A 22,286-nucleotide genomic window follows, 5' to 3' on the forward strand; every position below is an offset into this window, starting at 1 on the left:
AATGCCAGCGCCGGATAACGCTCAATAACGCCATGTCGATCACTCCATAGCCCCCGCTGAAAACATGCGAGGGAAGGTTGGAACATGGGTCAATTCTCAATGGAAATATCAGGCCACGCCGGGTCAGTTCTCAGTGGCAATCAACAATCGAGAGAATGTCTCTCAACAGCCTCTCCGCAGAGACCCTCGGCGCGGCATCTGACGCAGACATAGTTGATGCTTTTGTAAGAGTCGCAGAAGACACCGAATGCGTGTTCGTGCTCGACAACGTCGACAGCTATGTCGACCTCGTGAACGAGGTCTTTATAGGAATTCTCGATAAGCTCGTGCGGGAGTTTTCACGCTCGGCCACGAAAAGCCGGATCATAATAACCTGCCGACCGCGTGCGGCTTATGACATCGTTACCGTCATCACCATTCCGCTTTCAGGTCTGACTCTGCTGGAGACGATCGAACTTTTCGACGAGAGAACAGGAGTAGGCAGGACAGACCCGTCACAGATCGCGACAGCGCACGCCATGACGGAAGGACATGCTTTCTGGCTCGACATGATGGCTGTGCAAGTCGGACGCGCTCCGGGTGTCACATTGAATCTCATCCTGGAAGACATTCGCCGTGGCCGTGAAGGGCCGACCAGCCTGCTGACCTCAATTTGGAAGACATTGCCGGAGCGAGAGAAGGTTGTCCTCCGCGCAATGGCGGAAACAATGCGGCCGGAAAATGAAGAATTAATCGCCGATGTTGTGTCAGCAAAACTCAATTTCAAAAACTTCAAAAAGGCGCTCAAGTCGCTAGTCAACTTGAACCTGGTCCTGGTAAAGCCGGAAAGAAACTCACCCGACCTTTTCGATCTGCACCCGTTAGTCCGGCAGTTCGTACGGCGGACATTTGGCCGTCAAGAGCGAGTTGGATTTATCAAGATAGTTCTGCTACAATACAGCAATATTATCAAAGGCATAGGTGATGCTTTCGGCGTGCACCTTCCGTTTTCGCTCCTGGAGCGCTGGTCGCAAAAGGCAGAGCTTGAGATCGAAGCGGGGATGTTGTCGGAAGCGCTAAAGACGCTGGACATCGCCGACAATGCTTTGATAGGGGCCGGCCACACTGAAGAATTCGTCCGCGTGGCCCGAAAACTGTTTCAGGCGAACGACTGGCAGGTACTCTGTGACCTACCCCACTTCGACGAAGTATGTACCGCCATGATCTCCGGTTTGAGCGACCTTGAGGAGTTTGCTGATGTCGAGGACATGCTGGATAAATATGAGCAGACGATAAGCGTCACGACAGCGCGCTATATCAAGTTCTGCGACGTTAAAGCGCACAATTTTTGGAAAAACAAGAAATTCGAGGAGGCAGTGGAGTGGGCAATCAAGGGTGACGAGCTGAAGAAGTCGACGCATGTCGATACGGCCTACGACTGCGCGCATACCCTTGCGCTAGCGCGTCGGGATGGAGGCGATCCGGAAGGCGCGATCGAGTATTTCAGCGGCAACGAACCGATGGAGAGAATCCTTGATCCTCTGGACGAGACGATTGCTAGCGCACCGCTTCTGGGTAACGTCGGTCGATGCCTGCAGTTGATGGGGCGTGTCGACGAAGCGTTAATTTGCTTCAGAAAATCGGCCATAATCCTCGAAACGGACGCTACTTCGGATCGCCTTGGTAATCAGGCCTTCGCACGGCAATGGATTGGGGAGGCCTTTGAAACTAAAGGTGAGAGGGAGACTGCATTTCTTTTCTTCCTCGACGCTGAACAGTTGGTCGTGAAGGCCTTTCCGGGGCGCGCGCGCGCGCTTCGCGCCGCGATGGATCAAATGTATGGTGTCACGCCCCTTCCCCAGATACGGGCCTCGGAGGCCCGCCGACGGGTCAGCCGCTGGATACACGACCGTAGCTAGAAGCAAACATCGTACGCTCCTTTCGGATTCCTTCAAACCGCCCGCGGTATGATTTCCAGACGTGAAAACGGCTGCATGCGCCGGTCCGTGATTAAGCGTTGAAGTTTGACCCATTCGGCGCGGAAGTTCTCAGTGCAAATCGACACGCAATGTGGCCTCAAGACATTTCCATCGCTGTTGCGCCAGAACCTCGACGGGCTGATCTGAATCGAAGGGTGCCCAATGCCCCAAGGCTGATCACTATTTATTCCTCTTCGCCCCCGGCCGTCTCCTGGGCTTCCTCCTGCACGCCCTTGCGATTTAACAGCCCGGCATCCTCCAGTGCCTCGATGTCGGGCAGTTCTCGCAGCGTCTGCATGCCGAAGGCCGCGAGGAAATGCTTAGTCGTGACATAGGTATAGGGCGCACCGGGCGTCGGGCTGCGTGGCCCAGAGGCAAGGAAATTGGCATGGCGCAGGCTGGCGATCGTGTCGCGGCTGACCTCCTTGCCGAAGATTTTCGACAGATCGCCGCGGGTGATCGGCTGGAAATAGGCAATCGCCATCAGCACCATGGCCTCGAAGTCGGACAGCGCCGGCGCTGCAGTCCGCGTCGGCGCCTGCGACGCCCGGATCGAAACGGCGAAACGCGAACGCGTTCGGTGCTGCCAGCCGCCGGCGACGAAGACGATCTCATAGGGCCGGTCACGGAGTTCTTCCTGCAGGTCATCGATCAGCAGGTCAATGCTGCAGTCCTTGCCGACGACACGGGCTAGCGTCTCCCGGCCGACCGGCTCGGCCGACGCAAAGATCACCGCCTCGACCCTCAGCATCCATTCCCGCCAGCGCAGCTCCGCCGGCAGATCCACCAGTTCCCGATCAAGGAGATATTCATCTCCGGCCTTCGCTTGCCCTGTGCGCCTTTTGCCATGCGGTGGTTTGGCTGCGTCCGGTTCAGCCATTGTCATAGCCCATAGATCCGGAACGAACTGCGGCCGGACAGTTCACGCACGGCGCCAAAGCCTTCCAAACGGTCGAACAGCCGGGTGGCCGCCCAGCGCGACAGGGAGGTGCCGGGCGCCGAGGCCGCCACGGCATCCGCGTCGAGCAGGGCCTGGATGACGGCGCCGGCACCTTTCGTGCGGACCTTTGGTGCTGCCGCGCGCAGTGTCTCGGCGCGGCGCGCGATCTCGCCGGCGGTGCGCAGGGCCGCGCCCGTTGCCTCGGTGAGGGCAAGGCAGACGGCGCGGGCAAAGGCTGGCTCGCCCGGGCGCACGCGGCCCCTGCCCCCGAGCGTCTTGAAGGCCGGCCCATAGCGCTCGGTCATCAGCAGCGGCACGGCAAAATTCCATTTCAGCAGCGCGGCGATCAGCAGATCGGCCAGCATCCACGCCAGCGGTTCGGCGTCCGGCCGCACCGCATGGATGGCGCTCACCAGATCCGCCGCGGCGATCGGCGCCGGGCGGCCGGATTGCAGTGCGTCGTCGGCGCGATCGACCGCCGCGGCGAGCCGATCGTCCCAGGCAAGCCCCAACAAATCGGCGAGCTCGGCCACGGCTTTCGAGGAAAAGACAGGTTTTCGCGTGCCGAGCCTTTTGGTGGCCAAAAGCACCCGGCCGGCCGGGCCGGGATCGTCGCTCGCGGCCGTCAGCAGAAGCGCGTCCCGCAACGCGGGCTCGTCCTCGCTGCGGCCCATCAACCGGACGGCGACGGCGGCGCATTTCAGGGCCTGACGGGAGCGCCAGCAGCCGACCCAGACGGGTGCAGAGCGGACAAGATCGTCCAGCGATTTCAAGGCGATGCCGGCGGCGAAGGCTGAGCCGAGATCATCCGGCTCGCGGCCGCGCGACAGGGCCCAGCTGGGCAGAGCGGCCGTGAATGTCGGGGCGGTAACGAGGGGGGCGACGGGCAAATCCATGACCGATATCGTACATCGGCCGTGCAGATTATGCCATCATTTTCTGCGATAACCGCACGGCTTGTCTTTCCCATATAACGATGGATAATGTTGCATTATCGTTCGTTTTGCTCATTATAGAGAAATGCCGCAAATCATCGACGAAAACAGCGAAATTCACCCTCCGGAGCGCTCTGCGCCGCCGCACAGCACAGCGGATTCTGCGGATGTTTCCGCGGCCGACGTGTCGGCCGGCGTCCCCTCCCCTCTTGCCGAAACCAACGCCGGCCTGCCCGCCCATCTGCAGGATCTGACCGAGCGCGCGCGCGGCTACGTCGCAGCCGCCAGTTCCGCCAACACGCGAAAAGCCTATGCGGCGGACTGGAAGCATTTTACCGCCTGGTGCCGGCGCCAGAGCCTACCGCCCCTTCCCCCGGATCCGCAGGTCGTCGGGCTCTACATCACCGCCTGCGCATCCGGCAGTGCCGCTGGCACCACGAAATGCGGCGGCAAATCCGACAGTGTCTCGACCATCGAACGGCGGCTGGCCGCCCTCGGCTGGAACTATGCCCAGCGCGGCGAGCAAAAACTCGATCGCAAGGACCGGGCGATCGCGACCGTCATGGCCGGCATCCGCAACCGCCACGCCGCCCCACCCCGGCAGAAGGAAGCCATCCTGCCGGAGGACCTGATCGCCATGCTGGAAACCCTCGAAAGGGGGACGCTGCGCGGCATCCGCGACCGGGCGATGCTGCTGGTCGGCTTTGCCGGCGGTTTACGCCGATCCGAGATTACCGGGCTCGATCTTGGCCGCGACCAGACCGAAGACGGCCGCGGCTGGATCGAGGTTCTCGACAAGGGTGCGCTGGTGACGCTGCGCGGCAAGACCGGATGGCGCGAGGTCGAGATCGGCCGCGGCTCGTCCGAGGCCACCTGTCCAGTTGCCGCCGTCGAAACCTGGGTCAAGTTTGCGAAGTTGGCCAAAGGCCCGCTCTTCCGCCGCGTTACCGGCCAGGGCAAGAATGTTGGGCCGGATCGGCTTAACGACCAGGAAGTGGCCCGCCTCGTTAAGAAGACGGCGCTCGCCGCCGGCGTGCGCGGTGATCTGTCCGAGGCCGAGCGCGGCCAGAAATTCGGCGGCCACTCGCTGCGCGCCGGCCTCGCCTCGTCGGCCGAGGTCGACGAGGGTTACGTGCAGAGGCAGCTTGGCCATGCCAGCGCCGAAATGACCCGCCGCTACCAGCGCCGGCGCGACCGCTTCAGGATCAATCTGACCAAGGCCGCCGGCCTGTAGCAGCAGCCCCCTCTGGGACCTTAAGTCGAGATCTATTGAGATAAGGGCTCCTACGGCAAGATGAGGCCGCGTCCTGTCGTCTCGAGATCTTTGAGATTACGAGTGGCAACCTACCGGCGCGATAATCAGGCACCTCCCTCTCGTGTCGCATCAGTGATATGAAGGAGCGATGTGGCACGAGCGACGGAGATGGGACAAGGGAAGACTTGCCTTGCTGGCTGCAGGGGTGCTGGCCTCCAGCATACCGACGGATGCCGCGATCGCCCAGATTGAATGGCGCGCGCCGCCTTGTACTTACTCAATAGCCACCAGCACTGGAACGCTCTGCGTCCGCGAGGCCAGCTTCAATCGCGACATATGCAGGGCGTTAGCCCGCTTCGCCAGCGAGAACGATTTACCGCCCGATTTCTTTGCGCGGCTGATCTGGACGGAAAGCCGGTTCCGTCCAGATGCCGTCAGCCCGAAGGGCGCGGAAGGAATAGCGCAATTCATTCCCTCCACCGCAAGACTGCGCGGCCTATCGAACAGTTTCGACGCTTTGGAGGCATTGAAGAAATCGGCGGAGTATCTCGATGACCTGCGAGATCGCTTCGGCAATATCGGCCTGGCCGCCGCCGCCTACAATGCCGGCGAAGGCGGACTGCAGGCATTCCTGAAAAATGGAAGCCTGCCTCAGGAGACCCGCAACTACGTCCTCGATATCACGGCTCATGCGGCCGAGGACTGGCGCGACAACCCGCCTGCAGCCATCGATCTGCGCCTCGACGGGCAGAAGTCCTTCGAAGACGCCTGCATCGCGCTTGCCGACACGCGGCGCCTCAAGGCCCTGGAATTTGAAGCGGAAGGCGCCTGGGCGCCGTGGGGGGCGCAACTGGCGGGGCATTTCCAGAAGACGGTGGCAGTCAGACTGTTCCTGTCGACCGTTCGATCCCTGCCCGCGCCGCTGAACAAGGAAAAGCCGCTGATCCAGAGAGAACGCAACCGTGCCTTCGGGATGAGGCTGCGATACACGGCCCGCATCGGCCGCCCGACCCGGAAGGAAGCCGAAGCCGTGTGCCTTGAAGTCCGCAAAAGCGGCGGCGCCTGTATCGTCTTCAGAAACTAACCGGGACCAGGTGTTCGCCACATCGTGCCGCGGTGCATAAAGCGCTTGACCCACAAAGTACGGCAAATGGGAAAAATAATAGAGGAAACGACGAGGACGAGGCGGCCGCGTGGAAAACGACACTGGAGTGGCACACAAACGAGTGTTTTGCAGTGAAATCGACCTGAGACCGTAAAGCTGCCCACCGCGCGCCTACATGAAAAGCGCGGTGCGGGAGGAAGTACACCGGGCTTCTATTCCGGCTCACAACACGGGAAGAGGTGCGCCGTCAGCCAGGAACCGCTGGGAGGAGGACTCGGTTCTGACCATTCAAGGCATGCTGCATCGCAGCATTCTTCAAGCAGTCGCCCGCAATTTATGACGAGCCGGTAGAAATTCCGAATGAATTCAGTCGAGAGATGCTGACGATGGTTCCCCCCGATACCCCCTAGCGATATGGCTGGAATTCATCAAGAGGGAAACGAACAGCGAGTTGTGCTGAATCGATCGAAAGTGAACGCCATGGATGAGACGACCGAGACGATGACGATCTCCGACCGGAGCGATTTCGCTCTGTGGGCTATCGAGCGGGCGAAGGCGATTGTCGCCGAGGAAGGCGGCAACCTTGCGATCGCCACCCGAGACCACAGCGACGAAAAGATTGCCGCCTCGGCGAATGCGCTTGGCCAGGCCATCGTCAATGCCCTGCTGGAAGTCTTCGATGGCCTGATGCAGGAATAGAAAGGACCTAGCGTTCGGCCCCGTCCCGGTCGTTGCCGCGCTGGCGATCCTGTTCCGCCTGCCGAAGGATCTGCTGGCGCTGCTCGTCCTGGGCAGCTTTGGACGCACCGGCCTGTTCCCGCGCCGCGCGCAAAGCGCGACCCGCTGCAATTGCTCGCTGCTGGGCGGTTATTGCGGGATCGACAGTCGTCGGCGCTGGCCGAGCCTGGGCATGCGCCTCGTCGACGTGAGACGCCGGCGGTGTACCCCCTCCCGCTGTGTCGCTGACAGAGCGCATTTGCTGCATCTGGATGTCACGGCGCTGTTCTTCGAAGAGCGCGGAGATTTCTTTCCGCATTTCTTCGACGGCCTGGCGGTCCGCGCTGCTATCGACCATTGTCTCCAAGCGGTGCATGGACTTGTTGGCCCGCGAGACGCGCTCGTCGAACTGTTCCAACGATAGGGGCATGGCCTTGTCCTTCTGTTGTTGAATGGTTGCGATCAGAGACTTGAATTCCGACAACTGCTCGCCCGGCGTTGCTCCGGCCCCGCGAGCAACGGCATCAAATCGGTTCTGAAGCCATGGCGATGGCGAGCCAACCGTGGCGGGGCCGGCCGCCTCGATCACGACTTCGGCGCGCACTCCCTGCTTCAGGAGCTTGGCCTGTACGTCTTTGGCGACGGCCGAGGTCTCGCCACCAGGGCCGGCCGCGTCGTTCTGCTTGGCTAGCTCGCGTTCTAATCTGCTGATGCTCGCCACTGTGGGCGCCAGGACATAGACCCCTTTCGCGCTGGCCGCGACGAAGTTGACGTCGACGCCGGCGGAGCGTTGCAGGATAGCAGCCATCGTTTCGCGACTAGCGGACCGTTCAGCGTCGATACGAAGGAGGACATAGCCACTTGCTTGTTGCGGTGCAGCCTGCATTACTTTGTCGACCGCAGCGGCCGCGAACCGGTCGGCCGCCGCGATCACCGACGGCTGCGCACCGGCCTTCTTCAGGTTGTTTGCCGTCGTCTGCCATTTCGGCGCGAGGGCAAGGTTACCATTGGTGAGGGAGATGCGATCGACGACGCCGGCGCGCTTGCGCTCGACGCGTTTGGCGACGGCCGGTGTATGGAGATATCGGAGATCGGTTTTGCCGCGTTCATAGGCGCCAGCCTGCGCCTGGCCATAAGGACGCGTGGCCGCAAGATCCGCGCGCCGGGTGGCGACCATGGCGATGCCGTGTTCGCGCGCCTTGGCGGCAAACCGCTCGCGCCACTCGTAGAGCTCCGGCTTGGTCAAACGCAGGGCCTTTCCGACATCGTCGCGCGCCGAGATTATGGCATGGACATGAACATGCCCCGTTTCCGGATGATGTGCGGTGATCCAGCGATGACCGGCGACCTGCTCGCTCAGGAAATCTCGAACGGCGCACTTCATCGCTTCCGCATCGGTACCCGCCCGTGCCGAGAAGATGATATGGAAAGCGTTGCGGGGCTCAACGGTGCGAATGTGCGACAACCAAGCCCGCCAGACACCGTCGGCCTTTTCTTTGACCCCCGGGCCGCTCTTGACCGCATTGCCTTCGCTGGTGGTGACGGCTTTCTCATTGCGCAGGAACTTTTCGAGGAAATAGCGGCCGGACTTCTCCGAGACGGCTGCGCCGAGAATACGGACTTCGGCCGGAACGCCCGCGTCGGCCAGCCGGCGGGCGAAGTCGGCTTCGGCGTTTTCAACGGCACGAGCCGGCCCCTCCCCCTTCTCGCGCCTCTTCAGCGCGCCGGCGATCTTCTTCGCCGACAGGTCGGTCACGGCATAGACAGAGACCTTTCCATCCGAGTGCCTTGCAAAGAGAAACGGCTTCGATCCGAAGGCGGCGTTCAGGGCGTCATGAAGTCCATCATCATCGACCGCGTCGGCAAGGGTAATGGAAAACGTCGCGAGCGCGTTGACAGCGTAGGCCTCGCGGAAGTCCGCACCCCATGCGGCCAGCGCGGTGGCCCGCTCCTCGCGGCTGGCGATCGCAAGGCCGTCCTGATCGTAGATGGGGATATCGACCTTGCCCTTCTCGCCGTTCTCCTTCTCGGCCTCGCGTGTTCCGAGGTAGGTCATCAAGCCCGCGGCCGACGCCCGGCTGGACACGGTCGATGTCACCTTGATTACGATCGGCTGCGCGCCCGCGGCGATCGCTGCACGGCTCGTCGCCTCTACATCCGATCGATCCTTGACGATCCGCGTCGGCGAGACCGGGCCAACCATGCTCGACGCACCGCCGCTGCCCCCTCCCCCACCAGCCGACCGCACATGCTCGTCATCGTCATCCGAATTGCGTTCAGCGCCCAACGCTTCGACCAGCGCAATGATGCCCTGTTGCGACGACCGCGGCGCTTGCAGGATAGAGGCGATCGTCAGCTCGCTTGTCGAGATAGCGCCACGGCTCGCCTTGCTCGCGACGCCCTTGGTTACAAAACTGCGCTGCGGCTCCTCGCCCGACAGGGCGACACCGATTGCGCGCCGACGGCGCAGTTCCTCATCCTCGTCTATCAAAGAGGCGGCACGGCGGACGGAAAAGGCCTCGATCGCGCCAAGCAGTCTGAACCAATCATGCGCCATGATGGCCTCCCCTTCGCTCCTTGCGGCTGATCCGCAGCATCAGGTCAACGTCCGCCCGCAGCCGAAACACACCGTCGAGTAGGTAGCGTAGGGCGGCGTCAAGATGCGGCTCATAGCCGACGCGCCCCTCATTCATCGCCCGGAGCGCCTGATTGAGGGTTATTCCGATACGCCGTAGCTCCTCATTCGTGCCGCGTAGGGCCTCCGCTTCCACCGGTCCAACCGGGAGCGGCAGGCCCGCCTGATCGCGAAACAACAGCCGGATGACGTCGCTCGCGGTGCGGTTCTCTCCGCAAAGCACCGCGAGCGCCGCGCGCTCCTTCGGCTGGAGACGAACTCTGACCACTTCGCTTCGCATCGCATCATTTCCTTCCCGCTTGCCAGGTTGCCGGAGGTGACCCAGAGCGCCAGAGGCGCGAACCACAGCCCAGCCGGAAGGCGGGGCGACGTCGAGTTTGTACCACAAACTTGACTATCCTGCCACATGACACTAAACTATATTTTACATCCTATATCAACTCCAAACAGACAGGCGCTCTCGACCCAGCTCCCGCAGCCGACATCCGTCCCTCCGGGCGTTTCCGCAGAACAATTGTCCGTTGTCGACGCTCTCATTAACCGCGGCATCAGGGGTAACTAGGAATAAACCTTTATTTATCGATAGTTAGCAACATTTCAATTACTCGTTATCAACGGGCAATTGATGATTGCCCATTCACCATTACCCGTTGTCATTGGGTAGTCATCAATCGTCAATCATCAAAGGACAACGAACAATGAACAATGATTCCGTTGCGGAAAGAGAATGAGATAACTAACTATAGTTTAACACAATGAAGGAGCCGCCATGATCATCACCATCGCCAACCCGAAAGGCGGGACCGGAAAGACCACGCTCGTCCGCGCTCTATCCGGCACGGCCGCCCATGCCGGCAACGACGTCTTCCTGATCGACGCCGACAGCAGAGCCAATACCATGCGCTGGGTCGCGATGTCGAAGCAGATGGAGGTATGGCCGGACAGGCTGGAGGCGGAAAGTTGCCTCGATCCCAACCGGATCTACAAGATGGCGATGCAGCGCCAGCAGGAAGGCAAGATCGTCTTCGTCGATATCGAAGGAACCACCAACGAAAACCTGTTCGCCGGCCTCTACTGTGCTGACATCGTCCTGATCCCGCTGCAGACAACCCAGGACGACGTGGTTGCCGGGATGCAGCTCGCGCTGAACCATGTTCCGGTGGTCGAAGAAGATCAGAAGCGCAAGCTCCCAACGATGATCGTCATCAACCAGCACGATCTGGTCACCGGCCGCGCCAAAGCGCATGAGCCGCTCCGGGAAATTTTGCGCGAGAGCGGTGTCGCTCTCGCCACCCAGCCGATTGCACGACGGGCGTCCTATCAGTCGATCGGCGCCGCCGGCACGCTCCAGACATCAGCGAAACCGGATATGAAGGCGATCGCGGAAATGGAAACGCTGCTTGGCGAGCTGCTTGCCCTCTACCGGTCGAAGGCCAGTGAGGCAAAGCAATGAGCGAAGGCGCAGACAGCAAGAACCTCGTCCTTGGTTTGATTTCGACGGGCCGCGACCGCCCTTCGGTTCGCGAGAAGCTAGCGCCCGCTGCAAAACTCGCAGTAGAAGACCAGGCGGCGGAGCCATCACCGAAGCCGCCATTGGGGCGCGGCCAGCTCCGCGACATGGTGGCCAAGGGCGAAAGCCGCGATCCGATCGCCGGCAAACGCTTCCGCGACACCGAGAAAGTCACCACCGGTATCCACATACGCGCGGAGGTGCACAAGAAGCTGAAGGTCCTCGCCGCGATTGAGCGGCGGAAGTTCAACAGCTACATCGAGGAGGCGATCGACGACTATCTGGAAAAGATCGCCGACCGGATACCCGATATTTCCTGAGCGGGAACAGGGAGGGGTCATCACGCGCTCCGCTTCTCGGCCCCTCCGTTCATCCGCAGTGCCGCCATTAGCATCGGCCCAAGGCCGAATTCGCCACGCTTCGCCCTCCGAGTGAGGTCGCGCAGATATCCGCCCGCCGAATTAATGAACTCCGCCCGCTCCAGGATGCAGGCCACCGCAATCGCGGCATTTTCCGGCCCGAGCACCTCGCAAGCCTCCTGATAGGCCGACGGGCTGACCCCGAGCATCGACCGGACCGTCACGGCGGCCGTCATCAGCTCGCGCCAACTCTCGATCCGGCCGCCAGCCATATAGTCGGCGATCTGCGGGCAAGCTCTCAACACCAACGGTAACGGGTAAGCCTTCAGCGGCTGGACAATCCGGTTCGGTTTCTGGCTCGGCATCTCGCCCTGCTCTTTTTCTGAGCGAGGTTCAAGTTCATAGATGGATTCGGGTTTTGAATTATGTATGTGGCATCGGTTTTCGACGTCATTGCCGTCGCTTTTTTGTGTTTTTAGGTGAATTTCCAGCTGGTTGAGGATTTCTTCGCGCAACATCAGCATTTCTTCCAGGACAGCGTCGACATCCTGCTGGCTTGGAGACCGCGGCAAGCGCGCGACGAGCGCGATATACATGGCCTCGATACGGCTCCAATCGCCTTCGGCGTCCTCTTCCATTGCGGCAGTAATCAGCTTGCGGACGTCGCGCCGGCAAATCGTCAGCGCCTCGCGTGTACGCTTGAAACGCAGCGTCTCGGCCGCTGCTTCCTGCGCAGCCAGCGCGATTTCGCCTGCCCGTGCGATGAGAGGCGCGAGATCGAAGCCGAATGCCTGCTCGATCTCGCCGCCTCGCGACCGATGCGCGTAGCGTTTGCCGTTCGGGCTGTCGCGGCGCTGGATCAGGCCCGCCTCGACTAGGATGCCCAGGTGCTTTCGTAACGTGGTTCCGGTGATGCCATGGGCGCGGATCGACAACTGCACGTTCGATGGGAACACCACCAGGCCCCGCTCTTCGGAGAGTTCCGTGTCGGGATAAAAGCTCAAAAGCGCATGGAGAACGGCAAGCGCCCGGTCCTGGAGACCGAACACCGCCTTGGCTTCACTCAAATCCCGAAGCACCTTCCACTTGTCGATCGCCACCGCCGGCTTGGTGTCGCCGGCTTCAAACTGCCCTTTCAAAAGAGCGAGCGTCATTGGCCGCCGCCCGAAGGGCGTCGTCACCCGTCCACTTTGCATTTCCCTCACCTTTCAAAAGGCAAAAGAAATCCGCTCACCAAAACGGTGCCAAAGACTCTTGACTGGGATTCGTGGAAATGCGATTCTCGCTCTTGTCACGGAATACGAGAGAGGCTTCCACGGTTTTACCGCTTGGGGGCCTTTTTCTTTTGCATCCTACTCCTGTGTTTCAGTCTTAACGGTGCCTGTCCCTTCCGAGACATACGCGGCGTAAATGTCTGGCAGCTTCCGCAGGAGAAACTCCGCAAAATCTGGCGAATCCTTCGTTTGGATCGTCACCTTCACAGCCCGCTTGGCGAACTGGGCCGTGGCGATCCGGCGCCCCTCCCCTGTCTGGATGACGCGCTCGTTGCTGACGGCGGCCTTGCGCGGCGTCAGCGCCCGCATGACGGCCTCGAAACGCAGATCGCTCGAGCGGGCGCGAAACGCGCTATCGTCGATCAGCTGCCGCCATGCCTCTTCGCCATTGGCCTCGGTGATCAAGCTCGCCATGCTTTCCCAGCGCGGGCGGCCGATCGAAGGCGCTGGCCCGATCGCTTCGATCAGATCCGCGGGGAGGGAACTCGCAAGTGAGATCATCCCGGACAGAACGCCCTTCGACGTCGTCGTCAGCGCGTCCATGATGACATGCCGGCGAATGCCCATCTCCTCGAGACGCAGGGCAAACAGCGCCTTCTCGATGAAGGAGAGGTCCAGGCGGTCGGTATTTTCCTTGCCTTGGGCGCGGATCAGATCTTCATCGGAGAGGGGCCGGACGACCGCCTTGACCTTGGAGCCGATCTGTCGAAGCGCCTCCAGGCGGCGATGGCCGAAGGCGAGCTGGTACTCCCCTGGGATCTCGGGGTGCGGACGCACCAGAACTGGGACGATCTGGCCGGATTTGCGCAAGCTTTCACGCAACTCGACAAAGCTCGTCCCGGTATAGTCGTCGATACGGTCCTTGACGAAGGAACGATGAATGACCGCAGGATCGAGTTCGACCACGGTCTCGCCGGCTTCGAGTTGCGCGCGAAGCCGATCAGCTTCCTCGGCCTCGGTCGCCAGATTTGCAATCGCCTGGTTCATCGAATTCAGCGCACCGGACTGGACCGCCGGCTTTTGCCGCAGCGCAGCCTCCGCCGTCGCGGTCACCGCAGGCTGCTGGATAGGCTCGAGAAAGCTTTTGAGTTGGTCGCTTCGCCTGCTCATGTCTTACGCCCCCAGGCTTGTTTGACGAGCATTTCGATTTCACCGTTCATGTTGTCGAGCGACTCGATCGCCCGGTCGTAGGTGGCGCGCGTGAAATTCTCGCGCCCGACCTCGTACAGCGTCTGCTTGGTGATGCCGGCATCCGAGATTGCTGCTGATTTGACCATGGCGTTGGTTAGCACCCGATCCCCGAATAGGCTCTTCAGCAACCCGACGATCTGGCCTTGCGGGCCGTCGCTCGGCTCGTAGCGCGTGACCGCGTAGCGGAAGAAGTCGTATTCGGCATTGCCACCCGCCTTTTCGACAACATCGAACAGGCCGGCCGTCATGTGCAGGAATTGCGACATCGAGGCTACGTCCAGCATCTGGGGGTGGATGGTGACGACGACACTGCGGGCCGCACAAAGAGCCGACAGCGTCAGGTAGCCAAGCGAGGGCGGGCAATCGAGGATTACGACGTCGTAGTTTTTCTCGACTGACGCAAGCGCGGTGGCAATGCGCGTGAAAAACATCTGTTCGCGATTGCGCGACCGTTCGCTGAGGATGCGCGGCGTGTCGTGCTCGAACTCCTGAAGTTCGAGATTGCCCGGCATGATGTCGAGGCCGGTAAAATAGGTACTGCGGATGATGTCTGCGAGCGGTCGCTGCTGATCGTCATAGCGGATAGCGCCGTACATAGTTTCGTTTGGACCGAGGTCGAATTCGGGCTGGATACCGAAGAGTGCCGAAAGCGACGCCTGTGGATCGAGATCGACAGCCAGCGTGCGATAGCCTCGGAGCGCGAAATATTGCGCGAGATGCGCGGCGGTCGTCGTCTTGCCCGACCCACCCTTGAAATTGGTCACGGCGATGACCTGCAGCGTTTCGTTGCCGGTGCGCTGCGGCGAGTAACCCTTCTTGTTGCCGCTCAGGTAGTGTCGGATCTCGTGGATCTGCTCAAGCGAATAGAGGCGGCGTCCGGCGCCATTTTTTTCCGCATCGGGAATGCTCCCTTCCGCCGCCAGCGTGCGAAGGTAGGCATCACTGATTCCGATAAGCTTGGCGGCCTCACCCGCCATAAATTTGCGCAGCTGCTTTTCGGCCGTCGGAGGAAATGCGCGCGCCCGCAACTGCTGGAGCTGCGCGCTGAGGAGATCGGCGTCGGCCTCGATGAGGCGGGTTAGCGATGGGACCGCTGATGCACGCGCCAGAGACTGAGTAGCGACTGAATTCATTTTAAACGCTCAACCGAGTGAAATCCGCAATTGAGCGTAAAAATGATCCGAGTCGCAGAGCTGGTCAAGGAGAATTGGATTAACGAAAGGTTAACACCTTCCCTTCCGAACAGAAAGTTCTCACTGCGGGCTTCTGTCTTTTGGGGAGGTGCCCGATTCGCGAGTCTTGGCATCTTGCAAGCACGAGCTCTCCCCTTCCCTTCTCTTTTCTGCGTGTCGCGATTCTCAGACAAAATGAGCGACCAGGAAGTGGTGGACAGATTGAGGCCACCTTGGCGAGAGGATCGTCACCGGGATCGGCGAAGACCTCCCGCGGGCTTCAGGAGCGCTCGCGCGTGAATAGAGCCGTCCCTGGCAAGGGCTCGCCCGATTGCTTCATCCATCAACGTCCTGAATCGAAGGTGACGCACCGATTCATAAGTCTCGCTGGACGATAACCAGCCGATCGCCGATTCTTGCCGTATGACAATCGTGGAACCCTACCGTATTTATATTGAACGCACCGACAAGACGCGCAACATGGCGCGCTTTTATGCGATGTCGATCGAGCCGACATTATTTGGGGAAACCGCGGTGACGCGGCGATGGGGAAGGATCGGAAGCACAGGGCGGGAGATGGTCTGCCATTTCGCCCGCGAGACAGATGCCGTAGCGCTCTTTCTCGAACTGTTGCAAAAAAAAACGAGCCGGCGGCTACAAGCTGTTTGTCTCGGCCTCAAGCGTGAATGAAGTCAGGTAAGGTATTGCCTAGGGCGCCGCGAAACTCGGTCGGTTGCGGCTTGAAGAGATCTGCCGTGACCAGAACCAGACGATCGCTCAATAGACCGTAGATCCCGCGCAATGGGCTACGCCTACTGGCTGATTGTGGTGACCCAGGTGATGGCTCTAGGAATCGTGCCATTATCAATCACGAAGTTCCCACATCGGTTGGGCTGCGGCCTGGACGGGCGAGTTCAAAGCTGTTGCCGGCAATCGAAAGAAGGTGTTTGGCAGGCGATTGAGCGGTGACTTGCTGAATCCCGCCGTTCTCGTAGCGGATCATCAGCCATTTGCCCTGCAGGTCGACGTCTCCCGAATCCGACAGGTCATATTTAACCAAAAGGTACGGTCATCGCGGTCGCGGCACTCAAGGCCCACATGTCAGTTTCGGACGATCATCTTGAGGGGAAGACCAGGGGCGCCATTGAATTCGGTCGGAAAGGGACAGTACGGTTCGGCCGTGACGATGATCAGACGGTCGCCCTGCAGGCCGCAAATCCCTGGCCCGTTTCCCAGGCCCTCTTCCAGGGCGAAGATTAGGGTGATCGATCGCGGCTCTGAGGCAGCGCCAATCGCGAAGGTGCCTTGCGATGTGGGATCGCGTCCGGGCACTTTCACACTGAATGTATTGCCGGAGAAGATGGTAAGCGCTTGGGATTGCACAGACGGCTGCGTTGGCCCATCACGGTCCGTCTCCCACATTTCCCGCCACCGTCCTTGCAGCAAGCGAAAACCGGCTTTCCCGCGCCTGGCGTCTCAACATCGTCGAAAAGGTGGCTGCGCGGGTGAGAGGCGGCCAGCGACCAGGCAGCCAGTTGACAGGAAAATCCGCCTTAGAAGGGCGGCTCGGCGCTTGTTGCTTCGGTCATTTCAGCGAAGGCCGCCTCACGTTCGGCCAGCGCGAGTTGAAGTTCGGCTTCGATATGGCGGCGCTCGTCAGGATGGGCGTTGCGGAGTTCGGCATCGAGTTCGAGGATCGTGCGGTCGAGGTCGTAGGTCATCGTCATCTCCTTGACGTTTGAGAAAGATGACGCCCGCGGTCATGGTGGCGGCGAGGGGTCAAGGAGCGCGGCAGCGACCGGCAGCGCCGGCGAGTGGGGGGGAGCCGATTTTGTCGAGTAGCGGCAAAATTGGGGGAACCGCTCGTCCTTGAGGCCTTGCCGTCGCCATGGCACCCTCGGTCGGACTGAGCAGGCATTGTGGGTTCTTGGGGCACCACTTTTTTGGGCGCAGCGCAGCGCCCGCCTCAGGTCATCCCTTGCGCGGGAGAAAGTTCTCAGCTGAGAACTTTTCCTCGGAAGCAAATAGAAGAGAGGCTCCGCTAAATGACGGAGCCTCGTGGTTGGCGGCCTCAGGCGTCGCGCTTGGGGCGGTTCCAGACCAGGTCGTAATCGCCCTCGTTCTGCGAGGGCCAAAGGGCGGCGTTGATCGGAGCGTTGAAGCTCGGATCGTCGAGCTTGACCGAGATGTAAGTCTCGCCGTCGTTGGAGGTGGCATTCCAGCCAGCGCCGACTTCGGCCATGCCCGACATGATGCGGAAGTCGGGCGCGTCGCGGGAGGTACGTTCGATCGGATTGAGGCGTGCCTTCATGGTGACGGTAAGGGTGCGGACGGTGCCGGAGATGACGTTGCCGGATGCGGTGAAGTTGCCGATGACTGCCATGGTCGTGATCCTTTCGGGTTATTCGGGCCGCGTCCATCGCGTCCTCGATGGCTGTCGATGAGATCGGGGACGATCGGACCGCACCCACCAGGCCGAAACAACGTGGAGGACGGACGGGAGAAGCTTTCTTGGCGCGCGAGGAATGGCGGAACGGCCGCCAGGGGAAGAATGCTGCGCAGGCCGTTGCGGGAGGACGATCGCGGCACGGCCAGTCTCCGATCAGAGAAGCCCCGTCGAGGACGCGGTGGCCGCGGCCAATCCGGCAAACGGTCGGATCGCCGACACAGACATCGGTGGTCCCACCGCCCGCCGTGACCGACAAGGCCAGTTCTTGCCCCTGCTTTCTCCTTCCGGAGAGGATCCACGCGGCCGCATCCTGCGGAGCCCATAAGAGATGCAGGCGGACGAGGCCGGCGGTGTGACCTCGGCCGCCACCACAATGGCGAACTGGGTCCGCAGCCTTCATCACCGCGTCGGTACACGTGCATCAGGTTCGCCCCCCAGTGGAAAAGGAAACGGGAGACTCCACAAAGAAGCAGGGTACAAGAACAATATCGGCATCGTAAAAAGATGATGGCATACAGCCGGTCGACTCTCCGGCTTCGGTGGCAAAGGGTCGAGTTTGCCATGACGCGGGCACCGCTGGCACCCACCATGATCGGTGACCAGCGTAACGTATCGGGGTCCGCCGGGCGATCCCGGCGCCTTGGCCACGGCCGACGATCTTCGTGAGCCTTCAGGGACCTGTGCCGAGCTGTCTCTCCACGACGCTTCAGAACGTGGGCACCGGAAACGCATGATAGTCAAAACCTCGATGCGAAAAGTTCTCAGCTGAGAACTTTTTCTCGGAAGCAAATAGAAGAGAGGTTCCGCTCGATGGCAGAGCCTCGTGGTTGGCGGCCTCAGGCGTCGTGCTTGGGACGGTTCCAGACCAAGTCGTAGTCGCCCTCGTTCTGCGAGGGCCAAAGGGCGGCGTTGATCGGAGCGTTGAAGCTCGGATCGTCGAGCTTGACCGAGATGTAGGTCTCGCCCTCGTTGGTGGCATTCCAGCCAGCGCCGACTTCGGCCATGCCCGACATAATGCGGAAGTCGGGCGCGTCACGGGAGGTACGTTCGATCGGGTTGAGGCGTGCCTTCATGGTGACGGTGAGGGTGCGGACGGTGCCGGAGATGACGTTGCCGGATGCGGTGAAGTTGCCGATGACTGCCATGGTCGTGATCTTTTCGGGTTGTTCGAGCCGCGTCCATCGCGTCCTCGATGGCTGTCGATGCGATCGGGGCGATCGGACCGCCCCCACCGGGCCGCAACAACGTGGAGGACGGACGGGAGAAGCGTTCTTGGCGCGCGAGGAATGGCGGAACGGCCGCCAGGGGAAGAATGCTGCGCAGGCCGGTGCGGGAGGACGATCGCGGCACGGCCAGTCTCCGATCAGACAAGCCCCGTCGAGGACGTGGTGGCCGCGGCCAATCAGGCGGCCGGACAGGCCACACCTTTGACAGCCAAGCGCCTGCTGCCGTTTTCCATGTCGATGTCGTCAAACGTCGCGAAGATCACCTTCTCAACCAAGGATCGCAGATCGCATGGTCGCTATCCCCGCCTCAATTGTGGACGGCTTTCGAGTGTGTAGCTGGCCCAGCGGCCAAATGGTGAGTTCCAAATTCGCCCAGGGTCCGAAGAGTGCCACGCCGGCGCATCCTCGCTGGTGACGCTTCTGCGCATGCAGTCGACCTCGGAAACTGAAAGTCCAATCAGCAGGCATTTCGGACCGAACGGCATGCCGCCTTGCATCGAGGCGACGCTTGATTTCCCCTTCCGAGGTTGACGAGGATCGGTGCTGTTGTCGAATTAGGCAATCCAAGAACTCGCCTGCAGATGTTACCGGTCACTTTGACGACGCTCCGTCAGTCGGAGGACCTCACCCGGCGCCGTTCCGTCTACAGCCAGGCCGCAGACAAACACGGCGACCATCGTGCCACCCTCGACCGGCTCCTCGTAACGATTGCAACCGTTCGTTCCTGGAGTCGCCGGTACTGTCGCCATCAAGCGCTCCACCCCCAGTCGACGGTTAACAGAGTATTAATTCTAGCTAAGAAAAATTCAATGCCCTCCGTCCGAACCCGAGAAAGGGGAGGCGAGGATTGGAAGCTGGCAACGGAATGGAACGCCATCAAGCTGCCTCCCCGTCCTCGGCCACAACCGGCTGCAGGCCGTGAAGATAGGCGACGGCCCGTTGCGCGTGCGCGGCGGCCTGGAAGATCGCTCTTTTGTCGTTCGACAGGACGTCCAGCCAGGACTGAACATAGGAAGCATGGTCGGGGCGCGGTTCCAGTTCGGGAGAGATGCCGAGGTCTGCACAGACGAAGCAGCTCGAAAGCTCTGCCACGAGTTCTTCTCGCACCCGCTCGGTTCTGACCTTCGCGTAGCGGCTGAAATCGCGCCCAACCCGGCTTGGAAGCGCCGTCCAATGGCCAGCCTCATGGCTGAGGGTCGCGTAATACGAGGCCGCGTCCCTGAAACTCTCGAAGACAGGCATCTGGATGTGATCCGTCGCCGGGCTGTAGAACGCCTTCGCGCCGCCGTGGCGGATCATTGCGCCGGTGTTGCGGAAGAAGCGATCGGCATGTTCGATCCGCTCGACCGGATCGAGAACGGGGGCGGGTGGGCGATAATAATGCTCCGGCAGGCCGTCGATCTGTTCGACGTTGAACACCGAGTACGCCTTGAGGAAGGGGATTTCGCGCTCGATGTCGCCGCCGCTGCCGTCCGCCTCCGTCCTGGTGAAGCGACTGGCAAACACGACCGTGGAGCCGGATTCTCCCTTTCGGACGGCCGCGCCAAGTTCGAGCGCCTGCTTGAAGGTCATCCACATGGGCGAGGAGAAGCCCCGCGCGATGCCTTCGGACCACAACAGCAGCACGTTCATCCCCGAATAGGGAAGGCCGTTGTGCCGCAACGGCCGGGTGATCCTGCCCTCGGCGTTGGACGCGCGCCAGGGCTGCACCCAAGGCCGGACGCCCTTTCCGAGATCCTCAACGATCCGATCGGTAATCCGCGTATAGACGTCGACGCGCTGGCTTTCCTGCGTTTTCCTCATGTTCTCAACCTCCGTTCCAGAGGTCGCGCCTATCGCGACCCGTCGCGGCGGTCCGAAGGCCGGGGCATCAGGGGGACGCGCACGCGGAGCGCCGCAACGAAGTGGAGGAGGGCGCAAGCCCTTGCTGGGAAACCCCGGCCCCGGCAGGACCGAAGTCGGACGGGTCGTGTCGCGCCGGTTTTTCCTCTTATTGTTCGGTCTTGATCGGGCGGCGCGCTGGCGGTGGGAGCATTAGATACGCTATATATCTGACCATCTGACTAGGTGAGAGCAATGAGTAAGCAAACGCAACTGCCAGGAACCAGGAGGCCGGCGATGACAGGGCGCTGGAAGCTCGGACGCGAAGGCGCGCTTCAGCGAGGTGGTCCGGCACGCCCGTGAAGACGGTCCCCAACGGGTGACCGTGCGAGGCCACGATGCGGTCGTCATCATGAGCGTCGAGGAATTCGAGCGGCTGGCGCCAACGACGCCACGTGTGCCCTTCGTCCGGTTCATGGAGGATCTGCATCTTAGCGGGCTCGATCTCGAACGCGAGCCCGACCACGGCCGGGATATCGACCTTTGAAGGGCTGGCTGCTCGACACCGATGTGGTCGCCGCATTGATCAACCCGCAGGGCGCGCCTTCAGTGAAGGCATGGGCCGCAAGCCAGGACGAAACCACGTTTCATCTCAGCGTGCTGACGCTCGTGGAATACGACAAGGGGATCGATAACCTGCCGGACGACCATCCGGACCGGCCCCGATACATCGCGGCGCGCGACGCGCTGGCGGATCGGTTCGGTGAACGGGTTCTCTCGCTCCGCGACGAGGCCGTCCGACGTTGGGGGCGCATCTCGAGAGAGGTGAAGAAGGACACCGGGCACCCCGCCGCCGGTGATCGGCACGCTTCTCGCAGCAACCGCTATCGAGCAGGATCTCTATCTCGTGACGCGTAACGTGAAGGACACACGGCGCTCCGGCGCGGTCGTGTTCGATCCATGGACCGATGATCCGGCAGCATTTCCGCTGAGCCCACAACGACGAAAGCCGCGGTAGCGCCAGGGAAAGTCCGCGTTCCAAAGAACGGGCGTGAAGGGGACGGATTTGGGGGTAGGCGGGGCCGAAGCCCCGCCGGTGGCAACTCATCCAAGCGCCGCCATCTGCGCTTCGGCCGCTTTGCGGTCGAGCGCCTGGCCAGGATTGTCGACCGGGCGGTCGAAGGGCTTCCAGGCTTCGCCGACGACGTGTTCGTAGGCCGCGACCGCGCCTTCGGCGGCCATGCGGAGCGAGAATGCCTGGATGCCCATGTCGGCCGCGAATTCTCGCTTGCGCTGGGCGGAGCTGTCGTAGCCGACGATCCCGTCACGATCGTCGCCGCGGGCGTCATTTGCCGCCTTGGCCGTCGCGTCGCGGGCTTCCGTCACAGCGCGGCTGTAGAACTGCCCGGCTCCGTGCGCCGACCCGACGAAGGCACCGACGATGCGCTGCAGGTGGATCTGCATGGCTTTGTCGGCGAGGCCTTCAGAGAGGCTGTCGGCGGTCTCGACGATCAGCCGTTCGTGGATATCGCGGATGCCGTCGCCATCGACGACGGCGGCCCCGAAGCTTTCGGCGATCAGCGTCGCCTGGGCCGCATCCGGACAGCTGAGTCGGACCATTTCGAGGGAGGAGCCCTTGCGGAGCGGGACGACGCGAGCGGTCTGGCGATTGGTTGCGGGCTTGGCCATGTTCGATTCCTTCTCGGTTTCTTCCGAAGGCTCAGCGCCAGCCCCTTGCC

Annotated in this window: 20 protein-coding genes and 2 pseudogenes; 9 read left to right on the forward strand and 13 right to left on the reverse strand. The window is 61.5% G+C overall.

The window, feature by feature from the left end; genetic code table 11:
* Positions 1 to 155: 155 nt before the first annotated feature.
* A complete protein-coding gene (locus tag ACOZKU_RS22220) occupies positions 156 to 1,898 on the forward strand; it encodes a hypothetical protein (protein ID WP_421580718.1) in 1,743 nt (580 codons plus the stop codon).
* Between the two features lie 244 nt (positions 1,899 to 2,142).
* On the opposite strand, the gene scpB is transcribed toward ACOZKU_RS22220, so the two are convergent.
* Both scpB and ACOZKU_RS22230 read right to left on the reverse strand, forming a co-directional pair.
* Positions 2,143 to 2,838, reverse strand: coding sequence for an SMC-Scp complex subunit ScpB (gene scpB, locus ACOZKU_RS22225; protein ID WP_421580719.1), 696 nt, complete (start codon positions 2,836 to 2,838; stop codon positions 2,143 to 2,145).
* Positions 2,839 to 2,840: 2 nt separating this feature from the next.
* Entirely contained in the window at positions 2,841 to 3,794 is a 954-nt protein-coding gene (locus tag ACOZKU_RS22230; RefSeq protein ID WP_421580720.1) for a DUF1403 family protein, read from the reverse strand.
* Positions 3,795 to 3,918: 124 nt separating this feature from the next.
* Here ACOZKU_RS22230 and ACOZKU_RS22235 point away from each other — a divergent pair, with 124 nt between their 5' ends.
* The 3 genes from ACOZKU_RS22235 (at position 3,919) to ACOZKU_RS22245 (ending at position 6,892) form a co-directional block, all read left to right on the forward strand.
* On the forward strand, positions 3,919 to 5,067 hold the full coding sequence (locus tag ACOZKU_RS22235) for a tyrosine-type recombinase/integrase (RefSeq protein ID WP_421580721.1): 1,149 nt from the start codon (positions 3,919 to 3,921) through the stop codon (positions 5,065 to 5,067).
* A 169-nt stretch (positions 5,068 to 5,236) separates the two neighbouring features.
* Complete coding sequence (locus tag ACOZKU_RS22240) at positions 5,237 to 6,172, forward strand: lytic transglycosylase domain-containing protein (RefSeq protein WP_421580722.1); 936 nt, start codon at positions 5,237 to 5,239, stop codon at positions 6,170 to 6,172.
* Positions 6,173 to 6,673: 501 nt separating this feature from the next.
* On the forward strand, positions 6,674 to 6,892 hold the full coding sequence (locus ACOZKU_RS22245; protein ID WP_421580723.1) for a hypothetical protein: 219 nt from the start codon (positions 6,674 to 6,676) through the stop codon (positions 6,890 to 6,892).
* A 7-nt stretch (positions 6,893 to 6,899) separates the two neighbouring features.
* Here the strand turns inward: ACOZKU_RS22245 and ACOZKU_RS22250 are convergent, their stop codons facing one another.
* Both ACOZKU_RS22250 and ACOZKU_RS22255 read right to left on the reverse strand, forming a co-directional pair.
* Positions 6,900 to 9,467, reverse strand: coding sequence for a relaxase/mobilization nuclease domain-containing protein (locus ACOZKU_RS22250; RefSeq protein ID WP_421580724.1), 2,568 nt, complete (start codon positions 9,465 to 9,467; stop codon positions 6,900 to 6,902).
* Positions 9,457 to 9,825, reverse strand: coding sequence for a hypothetical protein (locus ACOZKU_RS22255; RefSeq protein ID WP_421580725.1), 369 nt, complete (start codon positions 9,823 to 9,825; stop codon positions 9,457 to 9,459). Before ACOZKU_RS22255 ends, ACOZKU_RS22250 begins: the two co-directional genes overlap by 11 nt.
* A 489-nt stretch (positions 9,826 to 10,314) precedes the next feature.
* Between ACOZKU_RS22255 and ACOZKU_RS22260 the strand changes: the two genes are divergently transcribed.
* Positions 10,315 to 10,998 (forward strand): ParA family protein, encoded by a 684-nt coding sequence (locus ACOZKU_RS22260; protein WP_421580726.1) that lies wholly within the window; start codon positions 10,315 to 10,317, stop codon positions 10,996 to 10,998.
* Positions 10,995 to 11,375 carry a hypothetical protein gene (locus ACOZKU_RS22265; protein ID WP_421580727.1) on the forward strand — a complete coding sequence of 127 codons (381 nt, stop codon included), beginning with the start codon at positions 10,995 to 10,997 and terminating at the stop codon, positions 11,373 to 11,375. The genes ACOZKU_RS22260 and ACOZKU_RS22265 overlap by 4 nt, the downstream gene beginning before the upstream one ends.
* Positions 11,376 to 11,395: 20 nt before the next feature.
* Here the strand turns inward: ACOZKU_RS22265 and repC are convergent, their stop codons facing one another.
* From repC to repA, 3 genes are all read right to left on the reverse strand, one after another.
* Positions 11,396 to 12,610: a plasmid replication protein RepC gene (gene repC / locus ACOZKU_RS22270; protein ID WP_421580728.1), complete on the reverse strand. Its 1,215-nt coding sequence runs from the start codon at positions 12,608 to 12,610 to the stop codon at positions 11,396 to 11,398.
* 156 nt (positions 12,611 to 12,766) lie between these two features.
* On the reverse strand, positions 12,767 to 13,798 hold the full coding sequence (gene repB, locus ACOZKU_RS22275; RefSeq protein ID WP_421580729.1) for a plasmid partitioning protein RepB: 1,032 nt from the start codon (positions 13,796 to 13,798) through the stop codon (positions 12,767 to 12,769).
* A complete protein-coding gene (gene repA, locus ACOZKU_RS22280; protein ID WP_421580730.1) occupies positions 13,795 to 15,012 on the reverse strand; it encodes a plasmid partitioning protein RepA in 1,218 nt (405 codons plus the stop codon). Before repA ends, repB begins: the two co-directional genes overlap by 4 nt.
* A 462-nt stretch (positions 15,013 to 15,474) precedes the next feature.
* On the opposite strand from repA, the gene ACOZKU_RS22285 reads away from it, so the two are divergent.
* A complete protein-coding gene (locus tag ACOZKU_RS22285) occupies positions 15,475 to 15,741 on the forward strand; it encodes a WGR domain-containing protein (protein ID WP_421580731.1) in 267 nt (88 codons plus the stop codon).
* Between the two features lie 178 nt (positions 15,742 to 15,919).
* Here the strand turns inward: ACOZKU_RS22285 and ACOZKU_RS22290 are convergent, their stop codons facing one another.
* From ACOZKU_RS22290 to ACOZKU_RS22310, 5 genes are all read right to left on the reverse strand, one after another.
* Complete coding sequence (locus ACOZKU_RS22290) at positions 15,920 to 16,054, reverse strand: hypothetical protein (RefSeq protein ID WP_421580732.1); 135 nt, start codon at positions 16,052 to 16,054, stop codon at positions 15,920 to 15,922.
* A 550-nt stretch (positions 16,055 to 16,604) separates the two neighbouring features.
* Positions 16,605 to 16,772 carry a hypothetical protein gene (locus ACOZKU_RS22295; protein ID WP_421580733.1) on the reverse strand — a complete coding sequence of 56 codons (168 nt, stop codon included), beginning with the start codon at positions 16,770 to 16,772 and terminating at the stop codon, positions 16,605 to 16,607.
* A 350-nt stretch (positions 16,773 to 17,122) separates the two neighbouring features.
* A complete protein-coding gene (locus tag ACOZKU_RS22300) occupies positions 17,123 to 17,434 on the reverse strand; it encodes a DUF736 domain-containing protein (RefSeq protein WP_421580734.1) in 312 nt (103 codons plus the stop codon).
* 902 nt (positions 17,435 to 18,336) lie between these two features.
* On the reverse strand, positions 18,337 to 18,645 hold the full coding sequence (locus ACOZKU_RS22305; protein ID WP_421580735.1) for a DUF736 domain-containing protein: 309 nt from the start codon (positions 18,643 to 18,645) through the stop codon (positions 18,337 to 18,339).
* A 957-nt stretch (positions 18,646 to 19,602) separates the two neighbouring features.
* Complete coding sequence (locus ACOZKU_RS22310) at positions 19,603 to 20,529, reverse strand: ArdC family protein (protein ID WP_421580736.1); 927 nt, start codon at positions 20,527 to 20,529, stop codon at positions 19,603 to 19,605.
* A 315-nt stretch (positions 20,530 to 20,844) separates the two neighbouring features.
* Between ACOZKU_RS22310 and ACOZKU_RS22315 the strand changes: the two are divergent.
* Positions 20,845 to 21,094: pseudogene (locus ACOZKU_RS22315) on the forward strand (type II toxin-antitoxin system Phd/YefM family antitoxin).
* A pseudogene (locus ACOZKU_RS22320) lies at positions 21,091 to 21,565 on the forward strand (type II toxin-antitoxin system VapC family toxin). Before ACOZKU_RS22315 ends, ACOZKU_RS22320 begins: the two co-directional pseudogenes overlap by 4 nt.
* Before the next feature lie 86 nt (positions 21,566 to 21,651).
* On the opposite strand, the gene ACOZKU_RS22325 reads toward ACOZKU_RS22320, so the two are convergent.
* The gene (locus ACOZKU_RS22325; RefSeq protein ID WP_421580737.1) at positions 21,652 to 22,236 is read right to left on the reverse strand and encodes a hypothetical protein; all 585 of its coding nucleotides are present in this window, start codon (positions 22,234 to 22,236) and stop codon (positions 21,652 to 21,654) included.
* Between the last annotated feature and the right edge of the window lie 50 nt (positions 22,237 to 22,286).

The sequence above is a fragment of the Shinella sp. M31 genome (genome assembly GCF_049199205.1).
Classification (GTDB): domain Bacteria; phylum Pseudomonadota; class Alphaproteobacteria; order Rhizobiales; family Rhizobiaceae; genus Shinella.